At 39.5% G+C, this 18,871-nt stretch carries 17 protein-coding genes and 1 pseudogene; 9 read left to right on the forward strand and 9 right to left on the reverse strand.

Annotated elements, in window-relative coordinates:
- Window positions 1-80: 80 nt before the first annotated feature.
- Window positions 81-1,938 (forward strand): annotated as a pseudogene (gene rpoD / locus Sdiek1_RS09950) (RNA polymerase sigma factor RpoD).
- 3 nt (window positions 1,939-1,941) lie between these two features.
- Window positions 1,942-2,628, forward strand: coding sequence for a hypothetical protein (locus tag Sdiek1_RS09955; RefSeq protein WP_087438977.1), 687 nt, complete (start codon window positions 1,942-1,944; stop codon window positions 2,626-2,628).
- A gap of 49 nt (window positions 2,629-2,677) precedes the next feature.
- On the opposite strand, the gene Sdiek1_RS09960 is transcribed toward Sdiek1_RS09955, so the two are convergent.
- Window positions 2,678-3,052 (reverse strand): winged helix-turn-helix transcriptional regulator, encoded by a 375-nt coding sequence (locus Sdiek1_RS09960; protein ID WP_192866739.1) that lies wholly within the window; start codon window positions 3,050-3,052, stop codon window positions 2,678-2,680.
- A gap of 185 nt (window positions 3,053-3,237) precedes the next feature.
- Between Sdiek1_RS09960 and Sdiek1_RS09965 the strand changes: the two genes are divergently transcribed.
- The 5 genes from Sdiek1_RS09965 (at window position 3,238) to Sdiek1_RS09985 (ending at window position 7,276) form a co-directional block, all read left to right on the forward strand.
- Window positions 3,238-3,858 carry an NIPSNAP family protein gene (locus Sdiek1_RS09965; protein ID WP_161492027.1) on the forward strand — a complete coding sequence of 207 codons (621 nt, stop codon included), beginning with the start codon at window positions 3,238-3,240 and terminating at the stop codon, window positions 3,856-3,858.
- A gap of 41 nt (window positions 3,859-3,899) precedes the next feature.
- Entirely contained in the window at window positions 3,900-4,583 is a 684-nt protein-coding gene (locus Sdiek1_RS09970) for a flavodoxin family protein (protein WP_087438979.1), read from the forward strand.
- A gap of 175 nt (window positions 4,584-4,758) precedes the next feature.
- Window positions 4,759-5,508 carry a metal ABC transporter ATP-binding protein gene (locus tag Sdiek1_RS09975; RefSeq protein ID WP_087438980.1) on the forward strand — a complete coding sequence of 250 codons (750 nt, stop codon included), beginning with the start codon at window positions 4,759-4,761 and terminating at the stop codon, window positions 5,506-5,508.
- A gap of 8 nt (window positions 5,509-5,516) precedes the next feature.
- Window positions 5,517-6,380, forward strand: coding sequence for a metal ABC transporter permease (locus Sdiek1_RS09980; protein ID WP_087438981.1), 864 nt, complete (start codon window positions 5,517-5,519; stop codon window positions 6,378-6,380).
- Between the two features lie 59 nt (window positions 6,381-6,439).
- The gene (locus Sdiek1_RS09985; protein ID WP_087438982.1) at window positions 6,440-7,276 is read left to right on the forward strand and encodes a metal ABC transporter substrate-binding protein; all 837 of its coding nucleotides are present in this window, start codon (window positions 6,440-6,442) and stop codon (window positions 7,274-7,276) included.
- Between the two features lie 89 nt (window positions 7,277-7,365).
- Here Sdiek1_RS09985 and Sdiek1_RS09990 read toward each other — a convergent pair whose 3' ends face one another.
- From Sdiek1_RS09990 to Sdiek1_RS10015, 6 genes are all read right to left on the reverse strand, one after another.
- Window positions 7,366-8,055: a SapC family protein gene (locus Sdiek1_RS09990; RefSeq protein WP_087438983.1), complete on the reverse strand. Its 690-nt coding sequence runs from the start codon at window positions 8,053-8,055 to the stop codon at window positions 7,366-7,368.
- A 123-nt stretch (window positions 8,056-8,178) separates the two neighbouring features.
- Window positions 8,179-10,125: an acetate--CoA ligase gene (gene acs / locus Sdiek1_RS09995; RefSeq protein WP_087438984.1), complete on the reverse strand. Its 1,947-nt coding sequence runs from the start codon at window positions 10,123-10,125 to the stop codon at window positions 8,179-8,181.
- A 125-nt stretch (window positions 10,126-10,250) separates the two neighbouring features.
- Window positions 10,251-11,894 (reverse strand): cation acetate symporter, encoded by a 1,644-nt coding sequence (locus tag Sdiek1_RS10000; RefSeq protein ID WP_087438985.1) that lies wholly within the window; start codon window positions 11,892-11,894, stop codon window positions 10,251-10,253.
- Window positions 11,891-12,205: a DUF485 domain-containing protein gene (locus Sdiek1_RS10005; protein ID WP_087438986.1), complete on the reverse strand. Its 315-nt coding sequence runs from the start codon at window positions 12,203-12,205 to the stop codon at window positions 11,891-11,893. The genes Sdiek1_RS10000 and Sdiek1_RS10005 overlap by 4 nt, the downstream gene beginning before the upstream one ends.
- Before the next feature lie 131 nt (window positions 12,206-12,336).
- Window positions 12,337-13,014 (reverse strand): response regulator transcription factor, encoded by a 678-nt coding sequence (locus tag Sdiek1_RS10010; protein ID WP_087438987.1) that lies wholly within the window; start codon window positions 13,012-13,014, stop codon window positions 12,337-12,339.
- Window positions 13,015-13,017: 3 nt separating this feature from the next.
- Complete coding sequence (locus Sdiek1_RS10015; RefSeq protein WP_087438988.1) at window positions 13,018-14,493, reverse strand: sensor histidine kinase; 1,476 nt, start codon at window positions 14,491-14,493, stop codon at window positions 13,018-13,020.
- Between the two features lie 118 nt (window positions 14,494-14,611).
- On the opposite strand from Sdiek1_RS10015, the gene Sdiek1_RS10020 reads away from it, so the two are divergent.
- Window positions 14,612-15,607 (forward strand): agmatine deiminase family protein, encoded by a 996-nt coding sequence (locus Sdiek1_RS10020; protein ID WP_087438989.1) that lies wholly within the window; start codon window positions 14,612-14,614, stop codon window positions 15,605-15,607.
- Complete coding sequence (locus Sdiek1_RS10025; RefSeq protein WP_087438990.1) at window positions 15,604-16,509, forward strand: cation diffusion facilitator family transporter; 906 nt, start codon at window positions 15,604-15,606, stop codon at window positions 16,507-16,509. The genes Sdiek1_RS10020 and Sdiek1_RS10025 overlap by 4 nt, the downstream gene beginning before the upstream one ends.
- An 8-nt stretch (window positions 16,510-16,517) precedes the next feature.
- Here Sdiek1_RS10025 and feoB read toward each other — a convergent pair whose 3' ends face one another.
- On the reverse strand, window positions 16,518-18,614 hold the full coding sequence (gene feoB, locus Sdiek1_RS10030) for a ferrous iron transport protein B (RefSeq protein ID WP_087438991.1): 2,097 nt from the start codon (window positions 18,612-18,614) through the stop codon (window positions 16,518-16,520).
- Window positions 18,611-18,838, reverse strand: coding sequence for a FeoA family protein (locus tag Sdiek1_RS10035; protein ID WP_087438992.1), 228 nt, complete (start codon window positions 18,836-18,838; stop codon window positions 18,611-18,613). Before Sdiek1_RS10035 ends, feoB begins: the two co-directional genes overlap by 4 nt.
- Window positions 18,839-18,871: the final 33 nt, after the last annotated feature.

The following is an 18,871-nucleotide window of genomic DNA, read 5'->3' on the forward strand; positions in this document are numbered from 1 at the left end:
ACTCGGTATAATCCACATCTTTTATTAAGAAATTTAGAAATTCCTACCTCCACACACCTTACTCAAGGAGAGTTACACTTATGGCTTCAAAAGAACTCTATACCGCATTAGAAGAACTTTTTGCAGAAAATGAAAAAGCACATGTTACTTACGAAAATGTTATGGACCTTTTTGTAAAACCTCCAACACCTGCAAATGTCAAAAAGTTGATGAGTCTTTTAGAAAAATACAAAGTTACCTTAATTTCTTCTGCTGAAATTGCCAAAATGCGCAATAAAGAAGAAGCACGAAAAAGAGAAGAAGAGCGTCAAAAACTCCAAGATGAAGCCCTAGAAGAAGAGTTTGACCTTGCCAGCGAAAAAGAACTTTTAGAGTGGTCACGCAGTGATAGTCCTGTGAGAATGTACCTTCGCGAAATGGGACAAATCTCACTTTTAACCAAAGATGAAGAGATCGACATCAGCAAAAAAATTGAATTTGGTGAAGATATTATCATCGATGCATTCTGCTCCGTTCCTTACCTTATCGACTTTATTTTAGACTATAAAGAAGCGCTGATTAACCGCGAACGTCGTGTAAAAGAGCTTTTCAAAACTTTTGAAGACGACACGGATGATGATAGCGAAGAAGATGAATTTGACGATGAAGAAGGTGAAGAAGGCGAAGAGAAAAAGACCTTCTCTAAAAAAGACAACACACGAACTGAAAAAGTTATTGAGAGCTTCAAATCGTTAGAAAAAGCGAAAAAAGATTGGCTCAAAAGTCTTACCAGACCACCGGAAGAAAACCTTGAAGATCCTGAAGAGATGATGAACTACGATCTAGGACTTGCGTATAAAAAGAAACTTCTTAAAGATGCACTTATGGATCTAGGACCTACAAGTAAGTTGATTAATGAGCTTGTCAAATCTATGGAAACAGCGCTTAAAAGTGACTTTGAATTCGATAAAGAGCTTAAACGTTTAGAGTATCGTTTACCACTTTTTAATGATACACTGAGAGAAAATCACGTCAAACTTCTTGTGAATATTGTTGATCTAACCAAAGAAGACATTACCACAATGGTACCAGAAGCCACGATGGTTTCTACTTACATGGAGATCAAAAAACTGTTCCAAACTAAGGAAGCGAGTAAACAAGGGTTTGATCTTGATCCTGAAAAACTTAAAGAGGTTCTTGAGCAGATCAAACGGGGTAAAAAAATCGCCGATGAGTCTAAAACCCGTATGGCAAAAAGTAACCTTCGTCTGGTTGTATCTATCGCCAAACGTTACACCAACAGAGGCTTGCCATTCTTGGATTTGATTCAAGAAGGTAACATCGGTCTGATGAAAGCCGTTGATAAATTTGAGTACAAAAAAGGTTACAAGTTTTCGACCTATGCGACATGGTGGATTCGTCAAGCCATTTCACGTGCCATTGCCGATCAAGCGCGTACGATTCGTATTCCGATCCACATGATCGAGACGATCAACCGTATCAACAAAATCATTCGTAAACACCTTCAAGAAGAGGGAAAAGAGCCTGACATCGAAACGATTGCTTTAGAAGTTGGTTTGAGTGCGGATAAAGTTAAAAACGTCATTAAAATCACGAAAGAGCCTATTTCGTTGGAAGCGCCTATTGGTAATGAAGATGATGGTAAATTTGGTGATTTCGTTGAAGATAAAACTTCTATTGCACCGATTGATTACATTCTAAAATCAGATCTTAAAGATCAAATTGATGAAGTGCTTGATCAACTCAATGATCGTGAAAAAGCGGTTATTCGTATGCGTTTTGGTTTGATGCACGATGAGAGCGATCGAACACTTGAAGAGATCGGTAAAGAGCTTAACGTTACACGTGAGCGTGTTCGTCAAATCGAAAGCTCTGCGATTAAAAAAATTGAAACATCCAAAAGTTGGACGAAAACTTAAAAACTATATCGAGAGCTAAGCAATGAGTAGTTTTGCAGAAGCGTGGATTGAACACGACTACAATCCTTTTATTGTTTTTGACAACACGGGGAAGATTATTTCCCTCAACCAAGAAGCACAATACCTTCTTGGTGAGGTGAATCATAAAAAAATCTTTGATATTGCCCAAACCTATGCGAGTATGACCTATGGGTTTAAAACAACCATCGTAGATATCTCGTTTAGTTCGTACAAGTTCTATGCTATTACGGTAGGTTATGATGATGAGACATCGATTGGTATCAAGCTGTATAAAAGCGCAACAAAGAAATTTGCTAACGTTGAAGAATATGGTGAAAGTGTCAATATTTATGCACTGCTAGATCTTTGTATCAGCGCTTCTTCGACCAACGCCAATATCAAGTTTAAAAAAGAGTTTGATCCAACATTCCCTGACGTTCGTCTCAAAGTCGAAGACTTTATGAAACTGCTGACCAAAGTTTACCAATCACATATCAACTCACCCGTTATCACCACGCGCTTAGCGCTTATTACAGGTGAATATATTCGCTTTAATACTAAAAAATACCCTATTTTTTCAATCTCCATCAAAGGCGAAAACAGAGATCGAAACTACGAAAAGAGTATTGAAGAGATTGGTATTAAAAGTAACTGTACGATTCATTTTGAACAAGACGAGACACTGATCCACGCGGCATTAGTCTCCTAAAAATCTTTACATGTAAAGAAATAAATCTCTACATGTAAGATTTACTTCTTTACGCATTCATACACGACCCATCATCCAATACTTCACCCTCTAACCTATGCTCTTTTCCCCATTGATACATCAAACTTAGAATGGGGATGACAGATTCTCCCTCTTTAGTGAGCGAATATTCTACTTTGGGGGGAACTTCATTGTACTGTTCTCTGTGAATAATATTATTGCTCTCCAGCTCTTTGAGTTGTTGGCTTAATGTCTTATGGGCAATCGGTTTGAGTAACTCTCTTAATCGATTGTATCTTATGACACCGGCTCTGCTAATTTCCCACAGGATAATCCACTTCCATTTTCCCTCAAGAATCGACATCGTATAATACATTGGGCATTTTTCGTATTTATCACCAAAATTTTGCACTGTTTTCTCCATTACTTCCCTTTTAGTTAGTATATAACTAAAAAGTTCATTCTATACTTAAGTTGTATATTGTTCTATAATTCTATTAAAGGGACATTGTGAAATAGGGAGATGATAATATAAATTTTTTTACCATGAGTAAACAAATGCATATTACTATCTATAAGAGATCAAAAAATTATCGGAAGGAAGAAAAGATGGTTTATGAACTGACAACTATGCATCTTCATCTTTGGGGAACAAACAAAGCTGTAGAAAGTATTTTAAACTATAAAAAGACATCACAAAGTCATGGAAGATTATTGGGATGTTGGAAAGTCGAAATTGGTCCTATTGGGCCTGATTGTTTGCTTATATTACGGGAATTTGGTACTGTAGGAGAGCTGATGGAAGAAAGGGAGAAATTCTTATTCAATAATAATCCATTTGGTATAAGTGATATTTTAATAAAAGGATTTAAGATCGAGTCCTTTATGCCATTTCCTTTTATGCCTCCAATAAAAACTGGTCAATTGGGGCCAATATATGAATTCAGAGAGTATCAGTTGGCGGTAGGGGGTATTAAAAAAAGCATAGATGCCTGGGAAAAAGCGTTGCCCGCACGGCAAAAAATATCACCTGTAATCATAGCAATGTATGCCTTAGATGGACCCGCTCGGATAGTGCATATCATAGCGTATAAAAGTTTTGAATTCAGACTTAATGTGAGACAAGAATTATATCAAAAAGGAATTTGGCCACCAAAAGGTGCCCCTGAAGAGATTATAATGGCTACAAATATGATAGCGTTACCAACATCTATTTCACCGTTAATGTAAACAGCGAATATTTTATCAAAATAACAACAAGGAATAAATATATGAAAATTGTAGCCATCAATGGAAGTCCCCGAAAAAATGCCAACACAGCAACCTTACTGAAACATGCCCTAAAAGGGGCGGACTCACAAGGTGCTCAAACGGAACTCATACATCTTTATGATTTGAATTACAAAGGATGCGTGAGCTGTTTTGCATGTAAACTAACAGGTGGAAAATCATACGGGAAATGCGCCCACAAAGATGATCTTCAGCCGCTTTTAGAAAAACTGCGAGATGCCGATGCCATTCTCTTAGGCTCACCCATTTACTTTGGAAATATTACGGGGATGATGCGCTCTTTTATAGAGCGTTTAGCCTTTCAATACACCCTTTACGATGCCAATTACTCCTCCCTCTTCCCTCGAAAAATCCCCATCGGTTTGATGTATACGATGAATTTAGATGAAAAAAGAATGAAAGAATGGGGCTATGTTGAAGCACTCAAAGGTCTTGAAAAAAGACTTGGCAGTATTTTTGGCTCTTCTGAAGCACTCTATGTCACCGATACTTATCAATTTAAAGACTACTCAAAATACGAAGTAACCGCTTTTAGTGAATCCCTCAAAGCAAAAAGACGCGAAGAGATATTCCCAATAGATTGCGAAAAAGCTTACGATATGGGAGTACGATTTGTCACACAAGGGGTTGCCGCAACGTATGAGTGTGAAAATGCACCCCATTAATAAGAATTTTCTGTTTACATGTAAAGCCCTTTAAGCTTACATGTAAACGCCTGTTCTCAGCTTCTCAAACAAATTCAAAATTTTTACGTACGACTTAGTTGCATCATGGTACACTTCTTACCATTTTCCATTGAGGCAAGAACACCTAAGATACTTGGCTCAAAAAAGGTACACCGTGGTATTAAAAAACTTTAAAGACAATGTCATTGAAGCAAAAAATTTAAACTTTAAAACCATTATTCAAAATGTGACGTTTGAGATTAGACGGGGCGATTATGCCGCTATTATTGGACCAAACGGTGGTGGAAAAAGTACGCTCGTTAAACTCATCCTTGGGCTTATTCCCTACGACAGTGGCACAATCAAACTGTTTGGAAAAACACCCACGTTGAGTGCATTGAAAAAGATAGGCTATGTTTCGCAAGGTATTTCAAAATTGGATGAAAATTTTCCCATCAGCGTTCACGAGGTCGTGAAATTAGGCTTAATCGCCAATAAATCTCTTTTTGCAAGAATCAATCGCAGCGATTTAGAAATCATTGATCGCGCTTTAATCAAGATGAATATCGAAGATTTGAAAGATGCCAAAATCAGCGAACTCTCAGGCGGACAACGCCAACGCGTCATGATCGCCAAAGCGCTGGTCAACAACCCACAAATCCTCATTCTTGATGAACCCAACACGGGCGTTGATAAGCAATCACAAATCAATTTTTATGCGCTTTTGAAAGATTTAAATGTCAAAGAGAACATTACAATTCTTTTTATTACCCATGATTTGGGTGTCATTGTCGATGACATCAACAAAGTTTTGTGCATCAACCAAACACTTTTAGCGTGCCATGATCCGCGCCAAATTTATCATTCAGAACAGTTAAATCAGCTCTATGGCGTCGATGCGCACATGGTTTGTCACCATCATTAAGGATTGATATGGAAATTTTTCAATACACATTTATGCTCAAAGCCTTTTTAGCAGGCACCTTAATCGCCGCCATTGCCTCTTCTCTTGGTATGTTTGTGGTCGTCAAACGCTTTTCAATGCTCTCAGACGCACTTGCCCATATTTCGCTCCTCGGCGTGGCGATTGGTTTTTTAACCTCCATTGCACCGAGTTACAGCTCCATCGCTTTTACCCTTGTCGCTTCATGGATCATTGAGTATTTAAGGCAAAATAATAAACTCTATTCTGATTCGATCCTCTCGATTTTTTTATCGGGTTCTTTAGCGCTTGCCATCATCATCGTATCGGCTTCCGCATCGTTTAATACCTCTTTGTTTGACTATCTTTTTGGTTCAATCGTTGCGATCGATGACACGGATATTATGATTATCATGCTTTTAGGATTGGTCTGTACGGTAACGTTGTACGCCAATTTTCAACGCTTTTTGTACATCGCGTTTGATGAAGAGAGTGCGAAAGCGTCTGGCATCAACACCACATTTTTAAACTATATGCTCATCTCTTTGGTTTCAGTCGTCATCAGTGTTTCGATTAAAATCGTGGGAGCGCTTTTGATTGGTGCGATGATGATCATCCCTGCCATCATTGCCATGCAATTTAGTAAAAATTTTAAAAACTCCGTGGTTTATGCGATTTTTATATCGATTGTATCGGTCATTCTTGGTCTGTTTATTTCCTACTATGCTTCTTTGCCTAGCGGTGCGACCATCGTTGTTTTGCTCTTGTGCTTTTTTTATAATTTCACTTGTCTGCAAGAAAAAGCAGTATTAATTTTTTTAGAGTGGCTCTTTTATATGCAACTCAGTTGCATAATGTTATGCTTTGTGTATTAAAACGAAGGAGTCACGTATGTTAAAAAAAATTTGCATTAGCAGCAGCCCTCAGTTCGGTCATGTTTGCAGATGTATCGATCACCACAACCATATTTCCACTCTATGATGTTGTTAAAAATATTGGAGGCGATAACGTCAAGCTTACCAATTTGGTTCCCTTTGGCGTTGAAGCGCATGAATTTGAGCCCAAAGCTAAAGACATTGCGGCTCTTTCAAAGAGCGATTATTTCATCATCAGCAGTCCCGTGTTTGAGACATGGAGTACCAAGATTATCAGCTCTTTAAAAATTCAAGATAAAACGATTGATATGAGCCAGAAAGTCAAACTCATCGAAATGAAACATTCGGAGCATGAGCATGAACACAAAGGCAGTTATGACCCACACTACTGGTTGAGCATCGATAACTACATGAATGTCGCCAAAGAAGTAGCGGCTTTGCTGAGCACCAAAGACCCCGAAAATGCAAAACTGTATGAAGCCAATTTAGCGGCGTATCTTGTAAAGCTAGAAGCATTAAAAACGGATTATGAGGTTCTTAAAAGTTGTAAAAACAAAAAAGTTATTGTCAACCATGACGCTTTTGAGTATTTAGCCCAAGAGTATGGCATCACCCAATACTCCATCACAGGCATGACGCCTGAGACCAAACCTTCTCCAAAACAGATTGCACAGTTGATTGATCTAACCAAAAAAGAGAAGATCCCCACCGTCTTTTTTGAAGAATTTGCCAGCGATAAAGTCGCAAAATCCATCGCCAAAGAGGCGAATGTTAAAACAGACGCGCTCAGACCTGTTGAGAATATTACCGTTGCTGAGAGTAAAAAAGGGATTGGTTATATTGACATCATGAAAGAGAACCTCGTTAAATTGCATGACGCGATGGATTGCCAATAATTGCCCATTCAATAGGTCTAAAAGTTCAAATGAAGTGTTAGAAAATCTTTACATGTAAAGTCATTTAGCTTTACATGTAAAGCTCGTTGCTACAATCCTAATCGTCTAATATTGCTGAGTGAAATGAGATGGGCTGTCATGAAAGGCGTTGCACCTTTTTTGCAAATATCAAGCTGTTTCTTTTCACTGAGATGACTGAGTTTTTCTTCGTTAATGGTAAAAAATCCATTGATCGTATGGGTTTTGCCCTCTTCATCCAGAAGATTGGCACTTTGTTCGACTAATAGTCCCCATGATTCTAACTCTTTAATAAAAGCGCTACATGCTTGCAACTCACCTTGAAAACGTACTAAAAAATCTAATGTATTCTTCGTCAAATCCGTTGGTGTTTTATCCTCTTTAAAGAGAGCTCGTTGTTGATTGGATTCATTTAATGCTTCCAAAGCTTCCTCTTCAATACCTAAAGAAAAGCTCTCTTTACCCTCATTTTGAACCAAAATAAACGGATAGCGTCTCAAGAAAGCGGGAAGATATTTACCTTTTTTAAAGCGACGATTCTCATCCAAATAAACATTTTTATCGTTAAAGCCAAGGAGCGCAATGGCAAGCCAATCGCCTTCTTGATTTTTAGTAAACAAAATCGGATAATCTTTACATGCTTCGTAAAACTCTCCAATACCTAAAGGGACACTTATCATCGTTTCTAGGTTTGGATAATTGACGGTGTCATTGACGGCTTTGGTTTGATCTTGCGGCTGATTAATAATATGCATTGCCATGATGTTATGTTCCTCTGATGGATAGTAATAGGACACGTATCATAACATTTTAACTGCAAATTTCCACTGTGATTTAGTTTGGAGAAGAAGCGGTCACATTTTACATGTAACCGCGTTTGGGAACTAAAATTCGATAAGGTTTTGGATTTTCTCAACGATGCTTGGATCTTCAAGCGTTGAGATATCTTGGGTAATTGGCTCTTTTTTCGCAATGGAGCGTAAAATTCTTCGCATGATTTTACCGCTTCTTGTTTTTGGAAGCCCTGGAACGAAACGAATAGCATCGAGTTTGGCAATATTACCGATCTCTTTCATGATGAGTTTGTTGAGCTCTTGGATCATGTAAACCTCTTCACTCATGCTATCCATTCCCTTGATAACAATGTACGCGAAGATGCCCTCCCCTTTGATCGGATCAGGACGGCCGACAACAGCCACTTCCGCAACGTTCTCATGATTGCCAAGAACGGCTTCGATCTCTGCTGTTCCAATTCTATGACCTGAAACGTTAATAACATCATCGGTGCGTCCTGTAATGATAATGTAGCCATCATCGTCGTACATCGCACCATCACCTGAGAAGTAGACCGGTTTACCGTCTTTCTTACAATCTCCAAAATAAGACTTCACGAAGCGGTCACTATCGCCCCAAATATCTCGAATCATGGAAGGCCATGGTTTAGTGATACACAAAAATCCTTTTTCACCGCGAGGTGTTGGATTACCATGTTCGTCGATAATCTCTGCTTTAATGCCCGGAAGTGGGAAAGTTGCAGACCCTGGTTTGATAGGCGTTGCCCCCGGAAGTGGCGTAATCATATGACCACCTGTCTCTGTTTGCCACCATGTATCGACAATCGGGCAGTTTCCACCACCGATTTGCTCATAGTACCACATCCACGCATCAGGGTTGATCGGCTCACCAACGGTTCCAAGCACTTTAAGTGAACTTAGGTCGTAACGAGATGGTGCGTCCGCTCCTTCTTTGTGAAGCAAACGAATCGCTGTTGGTGCGGTGTAAAATTGATTGACACGATGCTCTTCAATCATACTCCACCATCTGCCTACATCTGGGAAGGTTGGAACACCCTCGTACATAATGGTCGTTGCACCCATTGCAAGCGGTCCATAAACAATGTAGGTATGTCCTGTAATCCAGCCAACATCCGCGGTACACCAAAAGGTGTCATTCTCTTTCACGTCAAAGACATGCTCCATCGTATACTGTGCCCACAAGATGTAACCAGCACTTGAGTGTTGCACACCCTTTGGTTTACCTGTACTGCCTGAAGTATAAAGCAAGAAAAGTGGGTCTTCAGAGTCCATCCACTCAGGCTCACAATACTGAGATTCGTTCATGATGATCTCATTGTAAACATAGTCGCGTCCTGGAACATACTCAATGTCCTCAAAGTTTCTCTGAACGATCAATACTTTTTCACAACACTCACACCCAACACTGAGCGCTTCATCCACAACGGGCTTCAACATGTAAGGCTTACCACGACGAAATGCACCATCAGCAGTAATAACCAATTTTGCTTCCGCATCTTGAACACGATCACGCAAAGCTTCAGCCGAAAAACCACCAAAAACAACAGAGTGAATCGCACCAATTTTCGCACACGCCAACATCGCAAATGCCGCTTCAGGGATCATTGGCATGTAAAGGACAACACGATCGCCTTTTTTGATGCCAAATTGATTGCGCATCAAATTGGCGAGACGATTGACACGGTAGAAAAGTTGAAGATAGGTAATAATACGGCGTTTGCCGTCCTCACCCTCCCAGATAATCGCCGCTTTGTTTTTACGACTCTTTAGATGACGCCCTAGGCATTGATGTGTAACATTTAATTTGCCACCTTCGAACCATTTGTAGAACGGAGCATTATCTTCATTTAATACTCTGTCATAAGGCTTAAACCACTCAATTTTTTCACGTGCTAGCTTATCCCAGTATCCTTCAAAATCCTCATCTGCTTGGATACAAAGCTCCTTGTACTCACACATGTTCTTAATTCTGGCTTCTTTGCTTAAAGCTCTACTTGGTTCGAAAAGTTGTGACATGGTTACGATCCTTTTTTATCATTTTATAACGCCTTGTAGGCAAAGCTACAAGGCTACGCTGCGCTATGCGCTAAACTCTTGTGAAGCAGAGTTATCTTTGATATACCTCGAAAGAGGTAAAACGTTTAGTGACTTGAAGCGCCTTCTGCTCCAATACCCGTTTGACTTCGAATAAACTGATGATCATATGCAGCTCTTTCGTTTACGGCATCTTCGCTGTTATCCATTATAGAGATAATCCAAATACCGATAAAAGCAATCGCTACGGAGAAAAGTGCTGGGTTACCGTAAGCATAGATAGCTGTTTTATTGCCTAAAACATCAACCCAAACCGCTTTACTCAAAATAACCAACACAATCGCTGTGAAAAGTCCTAAGCCTCCGCCATAAACAGCACCTTTGGTTGTCAGCTTTTTCCAAAACATCGACAAGATAAGAATTGGGAAGTTTGCACTGGCTGCAATCGCAAATGCAAGACCTACCATGAACGCAATGTTCTGTTTTTCAAACGCAATGCCTAAGAAGATTGCCACGATACCAAGAGCAATCGTTGAATACTTAGAAACTCTCATCTCTGTCATTTCATCCACTCTGCCTCGTGCAAAAACATTCGCATAAAGATCATGACTGACCGCACTTGCGCCTGCTAGTGTCAAACCAGAAACAACCGCTAAGATCGTTGCAAACGTAACCGCTGAGATGAAGCCTAAGAAAAGGTCTCCACCAATGGCATGAGCAGAGTGAATCGCTGCCATATTACCGCCACCAATGAGTGTGTTTTTAACAGCATCAAAATATTGCGGATGACCTGTTAATAAAACGATAGCACCAAATCCTATAATGAAGGTTAAAACATAAAAGTAACCTATAAATCCAGTTGCATAAAAGACCGATTTTCGAGCCTCTTTTGCATCACTTACGGTAAAAAATCGCATCAAGATATGTGGAAGACCTGCCGTTCCCAACATCAAGGCAATGCCTAAGCTAATCGCTGAAATAGGGTCACTGACCAGACCGCCTGGGCTCATAATCGCCGCAGATTTTTTCACAGCAACCGCTTGGGAAAAGAGTGTCTCAACACTAAAATCCATTTTGTACATAATCATCACAGCCATAAAGGTTGCGCCAGAGAGTAAAAGACCTGCTTTAATAATTTGTACCCACGTGGTTGCCAACATGCCACCAAACGTAACGTATAAGATCATCAAGATGCCCACCATAACAACCGCGTACGCATAATCAAGTCCAAATAAAATTTGAATCAACTGACCCGCACCTACCATCTGAGCAATCAAATAAAGCGCAACCGTAGCCAGTGAGCCAAACGCGGCAAGGGTACGAATAGGTGTTTGTTTTAAACGGTACGATGCAACGTCTGAAAAGGTATATTTACCAAGATTTCTAAGTTGCTCCGCGATCAAGAAAAGAATGATCGGCCAGCCAACCAAAAAGCCTATGGAATAGATCAGTCCATCAAATCCTTTGGAATAGACTAAGCCAGAAATTCCAAGAAACGATGCTGCTGACATATAATCGCCCGCAATGGCTAAACCATTTTGAAAGCCTGTTATGCCTCCACCTGCGGTGTAAAAATCTTTCGCAGTTTTTGTACGTTTTGCCGCCCAATAAGTAATGCCAAGCGTTCCAGCCACAAAGACTAAGAACATAACAATGGCAGACATATTGACTTCACTTTTTCCTGAAACTTCTGCTGCGCCTGAGGCAAAGAGAACATTGGTTAATGCTAAAAGCAACCATCCCCATTTCATTTTTCGCTCCTTGCTTCTTCTTTGATTTGATTGTTTAACTCATCAAATTCGCCATTGGCTCTTTGGATATAAACACCTGTTAAGATAAATGACAAAATAATAATGCCAAATCCTACGGGAATACCAACGGTGGTGACGCCACTTCCTATGGTCTGTCCAAAGGTAGCAGGTGAAAAAGCAATTACAAGGATAAACGCATAATAAACAACCAACATAATGATGGTGAGTTTCCATGCGAAACTACTTCGTTTTTGTACGAGTTCTGTAAACTTTGGATTGGCTCGTACTCTGTCATAGACATTTTGACTCATAAATGCTCCTTCTTTTGTTATGTGGTAGCTATGAAGGTATTGTAAAGAAGTAACATAGCATTATCGTAGCATTTGAGAGTTAAAAGGAAAGTGGATATTTTTTTCGGATAATATGTGTAAATATGTAACTTTTAGCGGTTTTTTTCGGGAAAATACTTCTCTATCTTGTACCCAACGCCTTTGAGATTGATAATAAAATCTTCTTTTAATAGCTTGCGAAGACGGCTCATTTCAGCCCTAATAGAGGCATTATCAATCGGTTCATCGTTCCACACATAACTACGAAATTTTTCGAAGTCAACCACTACGCCCATATTCTCACACAGTAGTGTCACAATTTGTAACTGCTTCTTGGTGAGCACTTGCACGTTATTGTTGTAAAAAAGCATCTGCTCTTCTTTTGAAAAGACATATTTTGAGCTTAAAATGATGTGTTTGAGGTGTTTGATCTCATACTCTTTTTTGATCTTGTCGATGCGAAGCCCCAGTTCCTTGAGATGAAATGGTTTTTTCAAATAATCCGATGCACCTAATTCAAACGCCAGACTGATGTCATCAATATCGACATTGGCACTGATAAAAATAGTGGGGAAGGCATGTTCGATCTCATTGAGCGCTTTGAGAAGACTCAGTCCATTCATTTTTGGGATATTGATGTCTAAGAGCAACAGATCAAACAGATCTTTTTTGATCGCTTCATACGCCTCTTCGCCGTTACCAAAAGAGATGACTTTATGTCCAAGGGCTTCCAAATACTCTTCAATAGAACTTCGTAGCATCAACTCATCTTCAAGCAATAAAATCTTCATAGGTTATCCTTTTACAAATCGGTAGCGAAAAAGTGTTTTTAATTCGTCGGATAGAACTTCAATAGATACCCCATTTGTATCACAAATCTCTTTAACAATATTAAGCCCTAAGCCAAATCCTCCACGCGCTTCATCTTCCCTATAATAACGATTAAACAGTTGATCAGGTGCTTTGATCATTTCTCCACAATTTTCCACCTCAAGAACAACTTCATTTTTATCTTCAAAAAGCTTTACATGTAAAGGGTGCTTTTCATAACTGTACTTGATGGCATTGGAGAGATTATTGTCGCAAATACGCTGCAATTCAGTCTCATTAAAGAGAATAAACAGATCGGGCACAATGTCGGTACTGATGTGCAGTTTATTGCCCTCTGCCACATCTTCGAAATACTCCACACGCTCGGTTAAAAACTTGGAAAAATCAATCATCGCTTTTTCATACACCACGCGATCTTTTTTAACCACATAGGCCAAATCTTCATAGATATTATCGAGCACTTTAACTGCGGCTTCAATTTTAAGCAGATACGGATTTTTTTCAAATTTGAGATTGTAAAGATCAATATTCATCAAAATGATCGAAAGTGGCGTGTTGATCTCATGAATCGCGTTTTTGACAAACTGATCTTGCTTTTCAAGCAGCTCTTGCGTAAATTCAATAGAGCGTTTTAACTCCACTGTCTTTTGCTCAACAATCCCTTCAAGGTTACTGTTAAGGTCGACCAGTGCACTATTTTTATTTTTGATCTCTTCAATCATCACATTGGCGTGCGTGACAATCTCTTGAAACTCGGTAAACTTGATCTTTTCCATATCAATGAACTCGTAGCTAGAAGAGGCTTTCTTAAACGAATAGACAATAAAGCGAATCTCACGCTTCATAATATCGCTCACATAGCGATACTCAATGGTACTAATCATGTATAAAAAAAGTGTCAGCATATAGATTTTGAGGACAAAATTGATGATCTTATCTTGGTATGATTTTTTCTTTTCAGCCAAAACATCTTCAATGCTACGAGTGCTCACACCGCTACCCAAAATCAGCCCTAGCGGTTCATATGCTTGTGTAACAACAATATCTTTGGTGGTATCTTCTTCGTTAATCGGCGAAGAGCGATACAGCATCTCACCCGAAGAGAGCTCTAAAAAGAGATAGTTTTGTTCTTTATCACGATGCTTAATGAGCGCCGAGATATCTTCTTTAAGTTTTTGATACATTGCTTCTTTAGGAAGCGATTGACTTTGCTGAAAACGGTATTCGGTGATATTAAGAAGAAGATTTAATTGATCCGATGCACTCTTTTTTTGTGTCTGAATATAGCTCTCTTCAATGACTTTAATCTCTTTTTGAAATTCTAAATATTCATTGACAATGACTAAACATGCAGAGATAAATGCAAAAAGACCTGCAAAAAGAATCGCCATAAAATTGATCTGGTTGATACTCTTGTTATCTTTCTTTTTAAGTAGCACACTCATCCTTTACATGTAAAAGCTAATAGAAGCTATTTTACCAATTTTCCGCCCAAAAGAGGAGATCAAAACCATTTTTGGTATAATTTAATTTAAATACGAACTACATGGAGCTAACATGAAAATTAGAATACCAGCCGAATGGGAAGAACAAGAGGCACTCATCGTCGTATTTCCCCCCAAACAGAGTGATTGGGCACACTCCATTGATGAAATCCATCGAACGTATTTAACGTTCATCAGCAAAATTGCACATTTTCAAAAATGCCTTGTGATCTGTGAAGATAAAAAGGCACTGGCGACCATGTTACCAAGCCTCCAAAATATCGAACTGATCGAAATGGTAACAAATGACACTTGGATACGCGACTTTGGTGGCATCAATATCTATAAAAATCATAAACGCAGAACCTACGACTTTATCTTCAATGCGTGGGGCAATAAATTTGACGCCAATTTAGACAATAGCATCACACGTCAACTCTTTGAACAAGGCTACTTAGAAGGTAAACTTAAAAGCTTAGACTTTGTCCTTGAAGGCGGTAGTATTGACTCAAATGGTCATGGCGTCATGCTTTCAACCGCTTATTGTCTCTTTGAAGAGAACCGAAACGCCCATCTTTCTAAAAAACAGATCAAAAAAACACTTATGGAACTTTTTGGACTCAAAGAGCTGATCATCTTAGAACATGGCGCACTTATGGGTGACGATACCGACTCGCACATCGACACCTTAGCCCGTTTCATCAACAAAAAAACCATTGCGTATGTGAAATGTTATGACAAAAAAGATGAACACTACAAAGAGCTACGCAAGATGGAAAAAGAGCTTCAAAAAACAGAGTTCAATCTGCTTCCATTGCCTCTTCCATCGGCTAAATATTTCAATAATCACCGCATTCCAGCGACATACATGAACTTTGTTCTCATCAACAATGCTGTTTTAGTTCCAACCTACAGTGATCCTTACGATGCAGAAGTTTTAGCTATCTTTGCCAGATGTTTTCCAGAGCGTGAAATTGTCGGCATTGAATCTTCAATTCTGATTCGCGAACACGGAAGCTTGCACTGCGCTTCCATGAATATTTATAAAGAAAGAGACAACGACGAATGACTTTACAAAAAAAAGCAACGATTATTTCCAGTGGAACGGCAACGCTCCTTATTGTTATCAAACTTTTTGTGGGAGTTATGAGTGGCTCTGTTGCCGTTTTAGCTTCTGCGATTGACTCTGTACTTGACCTGATTGTATCCGCGTTTAATTACTTTGCCATCACCAAAGCGGAACAACCCGCCAATAAAAAATTCAACTACGGCAAAGGCAAAATTGAGGCTTTAGCAGGCGTCATTGAAGGTACGGTGATTACCGTTTCAGGTCTTTTCATTTTCTATACCGCCATTAAAAAAGCAATCAACCAAGAAACTGTTGAGTTCCTCGGCTACTCCATCATTGTTATGGTTATCTCTTTGGCAATCACCATTGCTTTAGTTCTGTTTTTGAACTATGCTGCTAAAAAAACACGAAGTATGGTCGTCAAATCAGACGCACTTCACTATAAAACAGACGTTTTAAGCAATAGCGCTATCCTTGTTTCGTTGGTACTCATTCAGATGACAGGGTTTGAGATGATCGACTCGATCATGGGTGTGATCATTTCCATTTACATTATTCATTCAGCCTATCAGATTATTCGTGATGGTGTTTATATTTTGCTGGACGCATCGCTTGATGAAGAGATGGTTGAAAAAATGCGTGACATTATTTTAGAAGAAAAAGAGATTAGCGATTTTCACTACCTTAAAACTCGCAAATCGGGCAACACCAACTTTGTCGATGTCCATCTCGTCTTTAGTCCTGGTATTTCACTCATGCGAGCACACCATGCGGGAGATCGCATCGAAGAGAAGATCAAAGATCTTATTCCCGATGAAGTATGGGTTATTAACGCTCACCTCGACCCTTATGACGACTCAGAGATAAACGATCAGCAATACGTGGCAAATGAGGAAGGTTAAATCCTCCCTCACCACAAAAGCGCTATTCTATACCCTACAAAAGCAAGTCCCCACGCCACAACCGTCGTAAAGATAAACAGATAAAAAAGATATTTATAGCTACCCGTCTCTTTCGTAAAGACAATGCTTGCTGCCATACACGGTAAGTAAAACATCACAAAGATGATAAAAGAAACTGCCGAAGCAAAAGGTATCTGTTTTTGAAGCTCGCCAATCAAACTCTCATTTCCCTCATCCACGCCAGCACCAAGTGCATATAAAACACCGAGTGTTGAAACAACAACCTCTTTCGCCGCCAGTCCAGATTCTAACGCTACCGTCATCTTCCAATCAAAACCAATGGGCTGAAAGAGTGTGTCGGTTGACTTACCCAGCATTCCTAAAAAACTCTTTTCTAAAAGCTGTTGTGCTTTTTCATTTTCAAGGGCTATTTTGGCTTCTGCACTTTGAGCAAGCTCAATTTTTTGTGCAAATGTTTTTTCAATATCGGGATATTTAGGATAGTTGCTCGCAAACCAAATCAGCAATGAAGCACCCAAAATAAATGTTCCCGCTTTTTTGAGATACATAATCGCCTTACTCACAACCGTGTGCCAAATAAGTCTCATTGAAGGCAAACGATACTTTGGCATCTCCATTACAAACGGTTCATCCACACCTTTAAAGACAAATACTTTTAAAAATTTAGCCGCAATAAGCCCAATGAGTGCGCCAGAAATATAAATGAGAAAAAGCACATTGCCCGCATGCTCTTGAGCAAAAAAAGCCCCTGAAAAAAGAACGTATACAGGCAGTTTAGCGCCACAACTCATAAAACCAATGATGAAAAGGGTAATCAGCCTGTCTTTATTGTTTTTAAGCGTACGAGCGCTCATATACGCAGGAACAGAACACCCAAAGCCCGTCACAAGTGGAATGAAGCTTTTACCATGCAATCCAAAACGGTGGAAAAAGCCATCGAGTAAAAACGCGACACGCGCCATATACCCCGTTGTTTCTAAAAGAGAAATCCCAAAAAAGAGAATGACGATATTTGGTAAAAACATGACCACCGCACCCACGCCCGAAATAGCACCATCGGCGATCATAGAGCCAAGCTCACCATCGCCAAAAATGGTTTTGGCATACGTGCCAAGCGAAACAAAGAAAAGATTGATCCAATCCATAGGAATGGAACCCAGCTCAAATGTCAGTTGAAAAAGCGCCCACATTAAAGCAATAAAAATTGGAATGCCAAAAATCTTATGAATCAACAGCGCGTCGATTTTCTCGGTAATCGTTTTAGAAATACTCTTTTTACATGTAAGCACTTCCGTGACAACACCTCTAGCAAAAGAAGCTCTCTCTTCTGCAAAAATTTCACTGACATCTTTTGTCTCATGGTGCAAATACAGATGTTCCAATGCCTCTTTAAGCAAGAAAGACAGCTCCAGCCAAATCGGTTCATCGTGCATTTTCTGATATATTTTAGGATCGTTTTGTAACAATTTAAGCACCAAATCGCGATAAGCAAGCTCTGTCTTATAACGTTTTTGCTTCAAAAAGAACGAGAGTTTTTCTATCTCTTCTTCCACAACATCACTGTAAATCAGTTTTGATTTTTCATGCGGGAAATTGAAAATATCGATGGAACGATTGAGAAGTTTGCCGATGCCTTTTTTGGTTGAGGCAGAGACTTTCACGCAGGGAACGCCCAAAATGGAACTGAGTTGTTCATGATCAACACAGATGCCCTCTTTTTGCGCTTCATCCATCATGTTTAACGCTACAATCATCTTTTTATCCAGTTCTAAAAGCTGTGTCGTAAGGTAAAGGTTGCGCTCCAAATTAGTGGCATCGACCACATTGATGATGAGATCATACGGCTCATTTTCCAGAAAATCTTTAGTAACTTTTTCATCTTGAGTGTAATCATTGAGCGAGTACGTTCCGGGTAAATCAACGATTTTAATAAAATGTTCTTGCGCGCTAAAACGTACCTCCGCTTTTTCAACCGTGACACCCGAAAAGTTGCCGACTTTTAAGCGTGCATCGGCAATGGAGTTGATGAGCATACTTTTGCCCACATTGGGCTGTCCCACCAGCGCAATGACAAGCTCTTTCATACTCTTTCGACCTCTATGCTTTTTGCCTCTTCATAGCGAAGGGCAAGAAGCGTTGTACCTACTTCAATTTCCATAGTGCTTTTAGCGATGCTTGTTGCTTTGATTTGGAGTTGGCTTCCTTTATGAAGTCCCAAGGAAAAAAATCTTTGTTTAAGCTCTTCGTTAGCACCTATTCGTACCACGACAGCTTTGTCTCCAGCATTCATTTGTGAAAGTTTAATCATAATTTTCCTTAATTGATAATGCTGATCAAGATT

Source organism: Sulfurospirillum diekertiae (genome assembly GCF_002162315.1).
Taxonomy (GTDB): domain Bacteria; phylum Campylobacterota; class Campylobacteria; order Campylobacterales; family Sulfurospirillaceae; genus Sulfurospirillum.

What these genes read in the sequence shown, in the direction of transcription:
- Sdiek1_RS09955 (WP_087438977.1), top strand. Translation starts at nt 1,942, where the DNA reads ATGAGTAGTTTTGCAGAAGCGTGGATTGAACACGACTACAATCCTTTT.
- Sdiek1_RS09960 (WP_192866739.1), bottom strand. Translation starts at nt 3,052, where the DNA reads ATGGAGAAAACAGTGCAAAATTTTGGTGATAAATACGAAAAATGCCCA.
- Sdiek1_RS09965 (WP_161492027.1), top strand. Translation starts at nt 3,238, where the DNA reads ATGGTTTATGAACTGACAACTATGCATCTTCATCTTTGGGGAACAAAC.
- Sdiek1_RS09970 (WP_087438979.1), top strand. Translation starts at nt 3,900, where the DNA reads ATGAAAATTGTAGCCATCAATGGAAGTCCCCGAAAAAATGCCAACACA.
- Sdiek1_RS09980 (WP_087438981.1), top strand. Translation starts at nt 5,517, where the DNA reads ATGGAAATTTTTCAATACACATTTATGCTCAAAGCCTTTTTAGCAGGC.
- Sdiek1_RS09985 (WP_087438982.1), top strand. Translation starts at nt 6,440, where the DNA reads ATGTTTGCAGATGTATCGATCACCACAACCATATTTCCACTCTATGAT.
- Sdiek1_RS09990 (WP_087438983.1), bottom strand. Translation starts at nt 8,055, where the DNA reads ATGGCAATGCATATTATTAATCAGCCGCAAGATCAAACCAAAGCCGTC.
- acs (WP_087438984.1), bottom strand. Translation starts at nt 10,125, where the DNA reads ATGTCACAACTTTTCGAACCAAGTAGAGCTTTAAGCAAAGAAGCCAGA.
- Sdiek1_RS10000 (WP_087438985.1), bottom strand. Translation starts at nt 11,894, where the DNA reads ATGAAATGGGGATGGTTGCTTTTAGCATTAACCAATGTTCTCTTTGCC.
- Sdiek1_RS10005 (WP_087438986.1), bottom strand. Translation starts at nt 12,205, where the DNA reads ATGAGTCAAAATGTCTATGACAGAGTACGAGCCAATCCAAAGTTTACA.
- Sdiek1_RS10010 (WP_087438987.1), bottom strand. Translation starts at nt 13,014, where the DNA reads ATGAAGATTTTATTGCTTGAAGATGAGTTGATGCTACGAAGTTCTATT.
- Sdiek1_RS10020 (WP_087438989.1), top strand. Translation starts at nt 14,612, where the DNA reads ATGAAAATTAGAATACCAGCCGAATGGGAAGAACAAGAGGCACTCATC.
- Sdiek1_RS10025 (WP_087438990.1), top strand. Translation starts at nt 15,604, where the DNA reads ATGACTTTACAAAAAAAAGCAACGATTATTTCCAGTGGAACGGCAACG.
- feoB (WP_087438991.1), bottom strand. Translation starts at nt 18,614, where the DNA reads ATGAAAGAGCTTGTCATTGCGCTGGTGGGACAGCCCAATGTGGGCAAA.
- Sdiek1_RS10035 (WP_087438992.1), bottom strand. Translation starts at nt 18,838, where the DNA reads ATGATTAAACTTTCACAAATGAATGCTGGAGACAAAGCTGTCGTGGTA.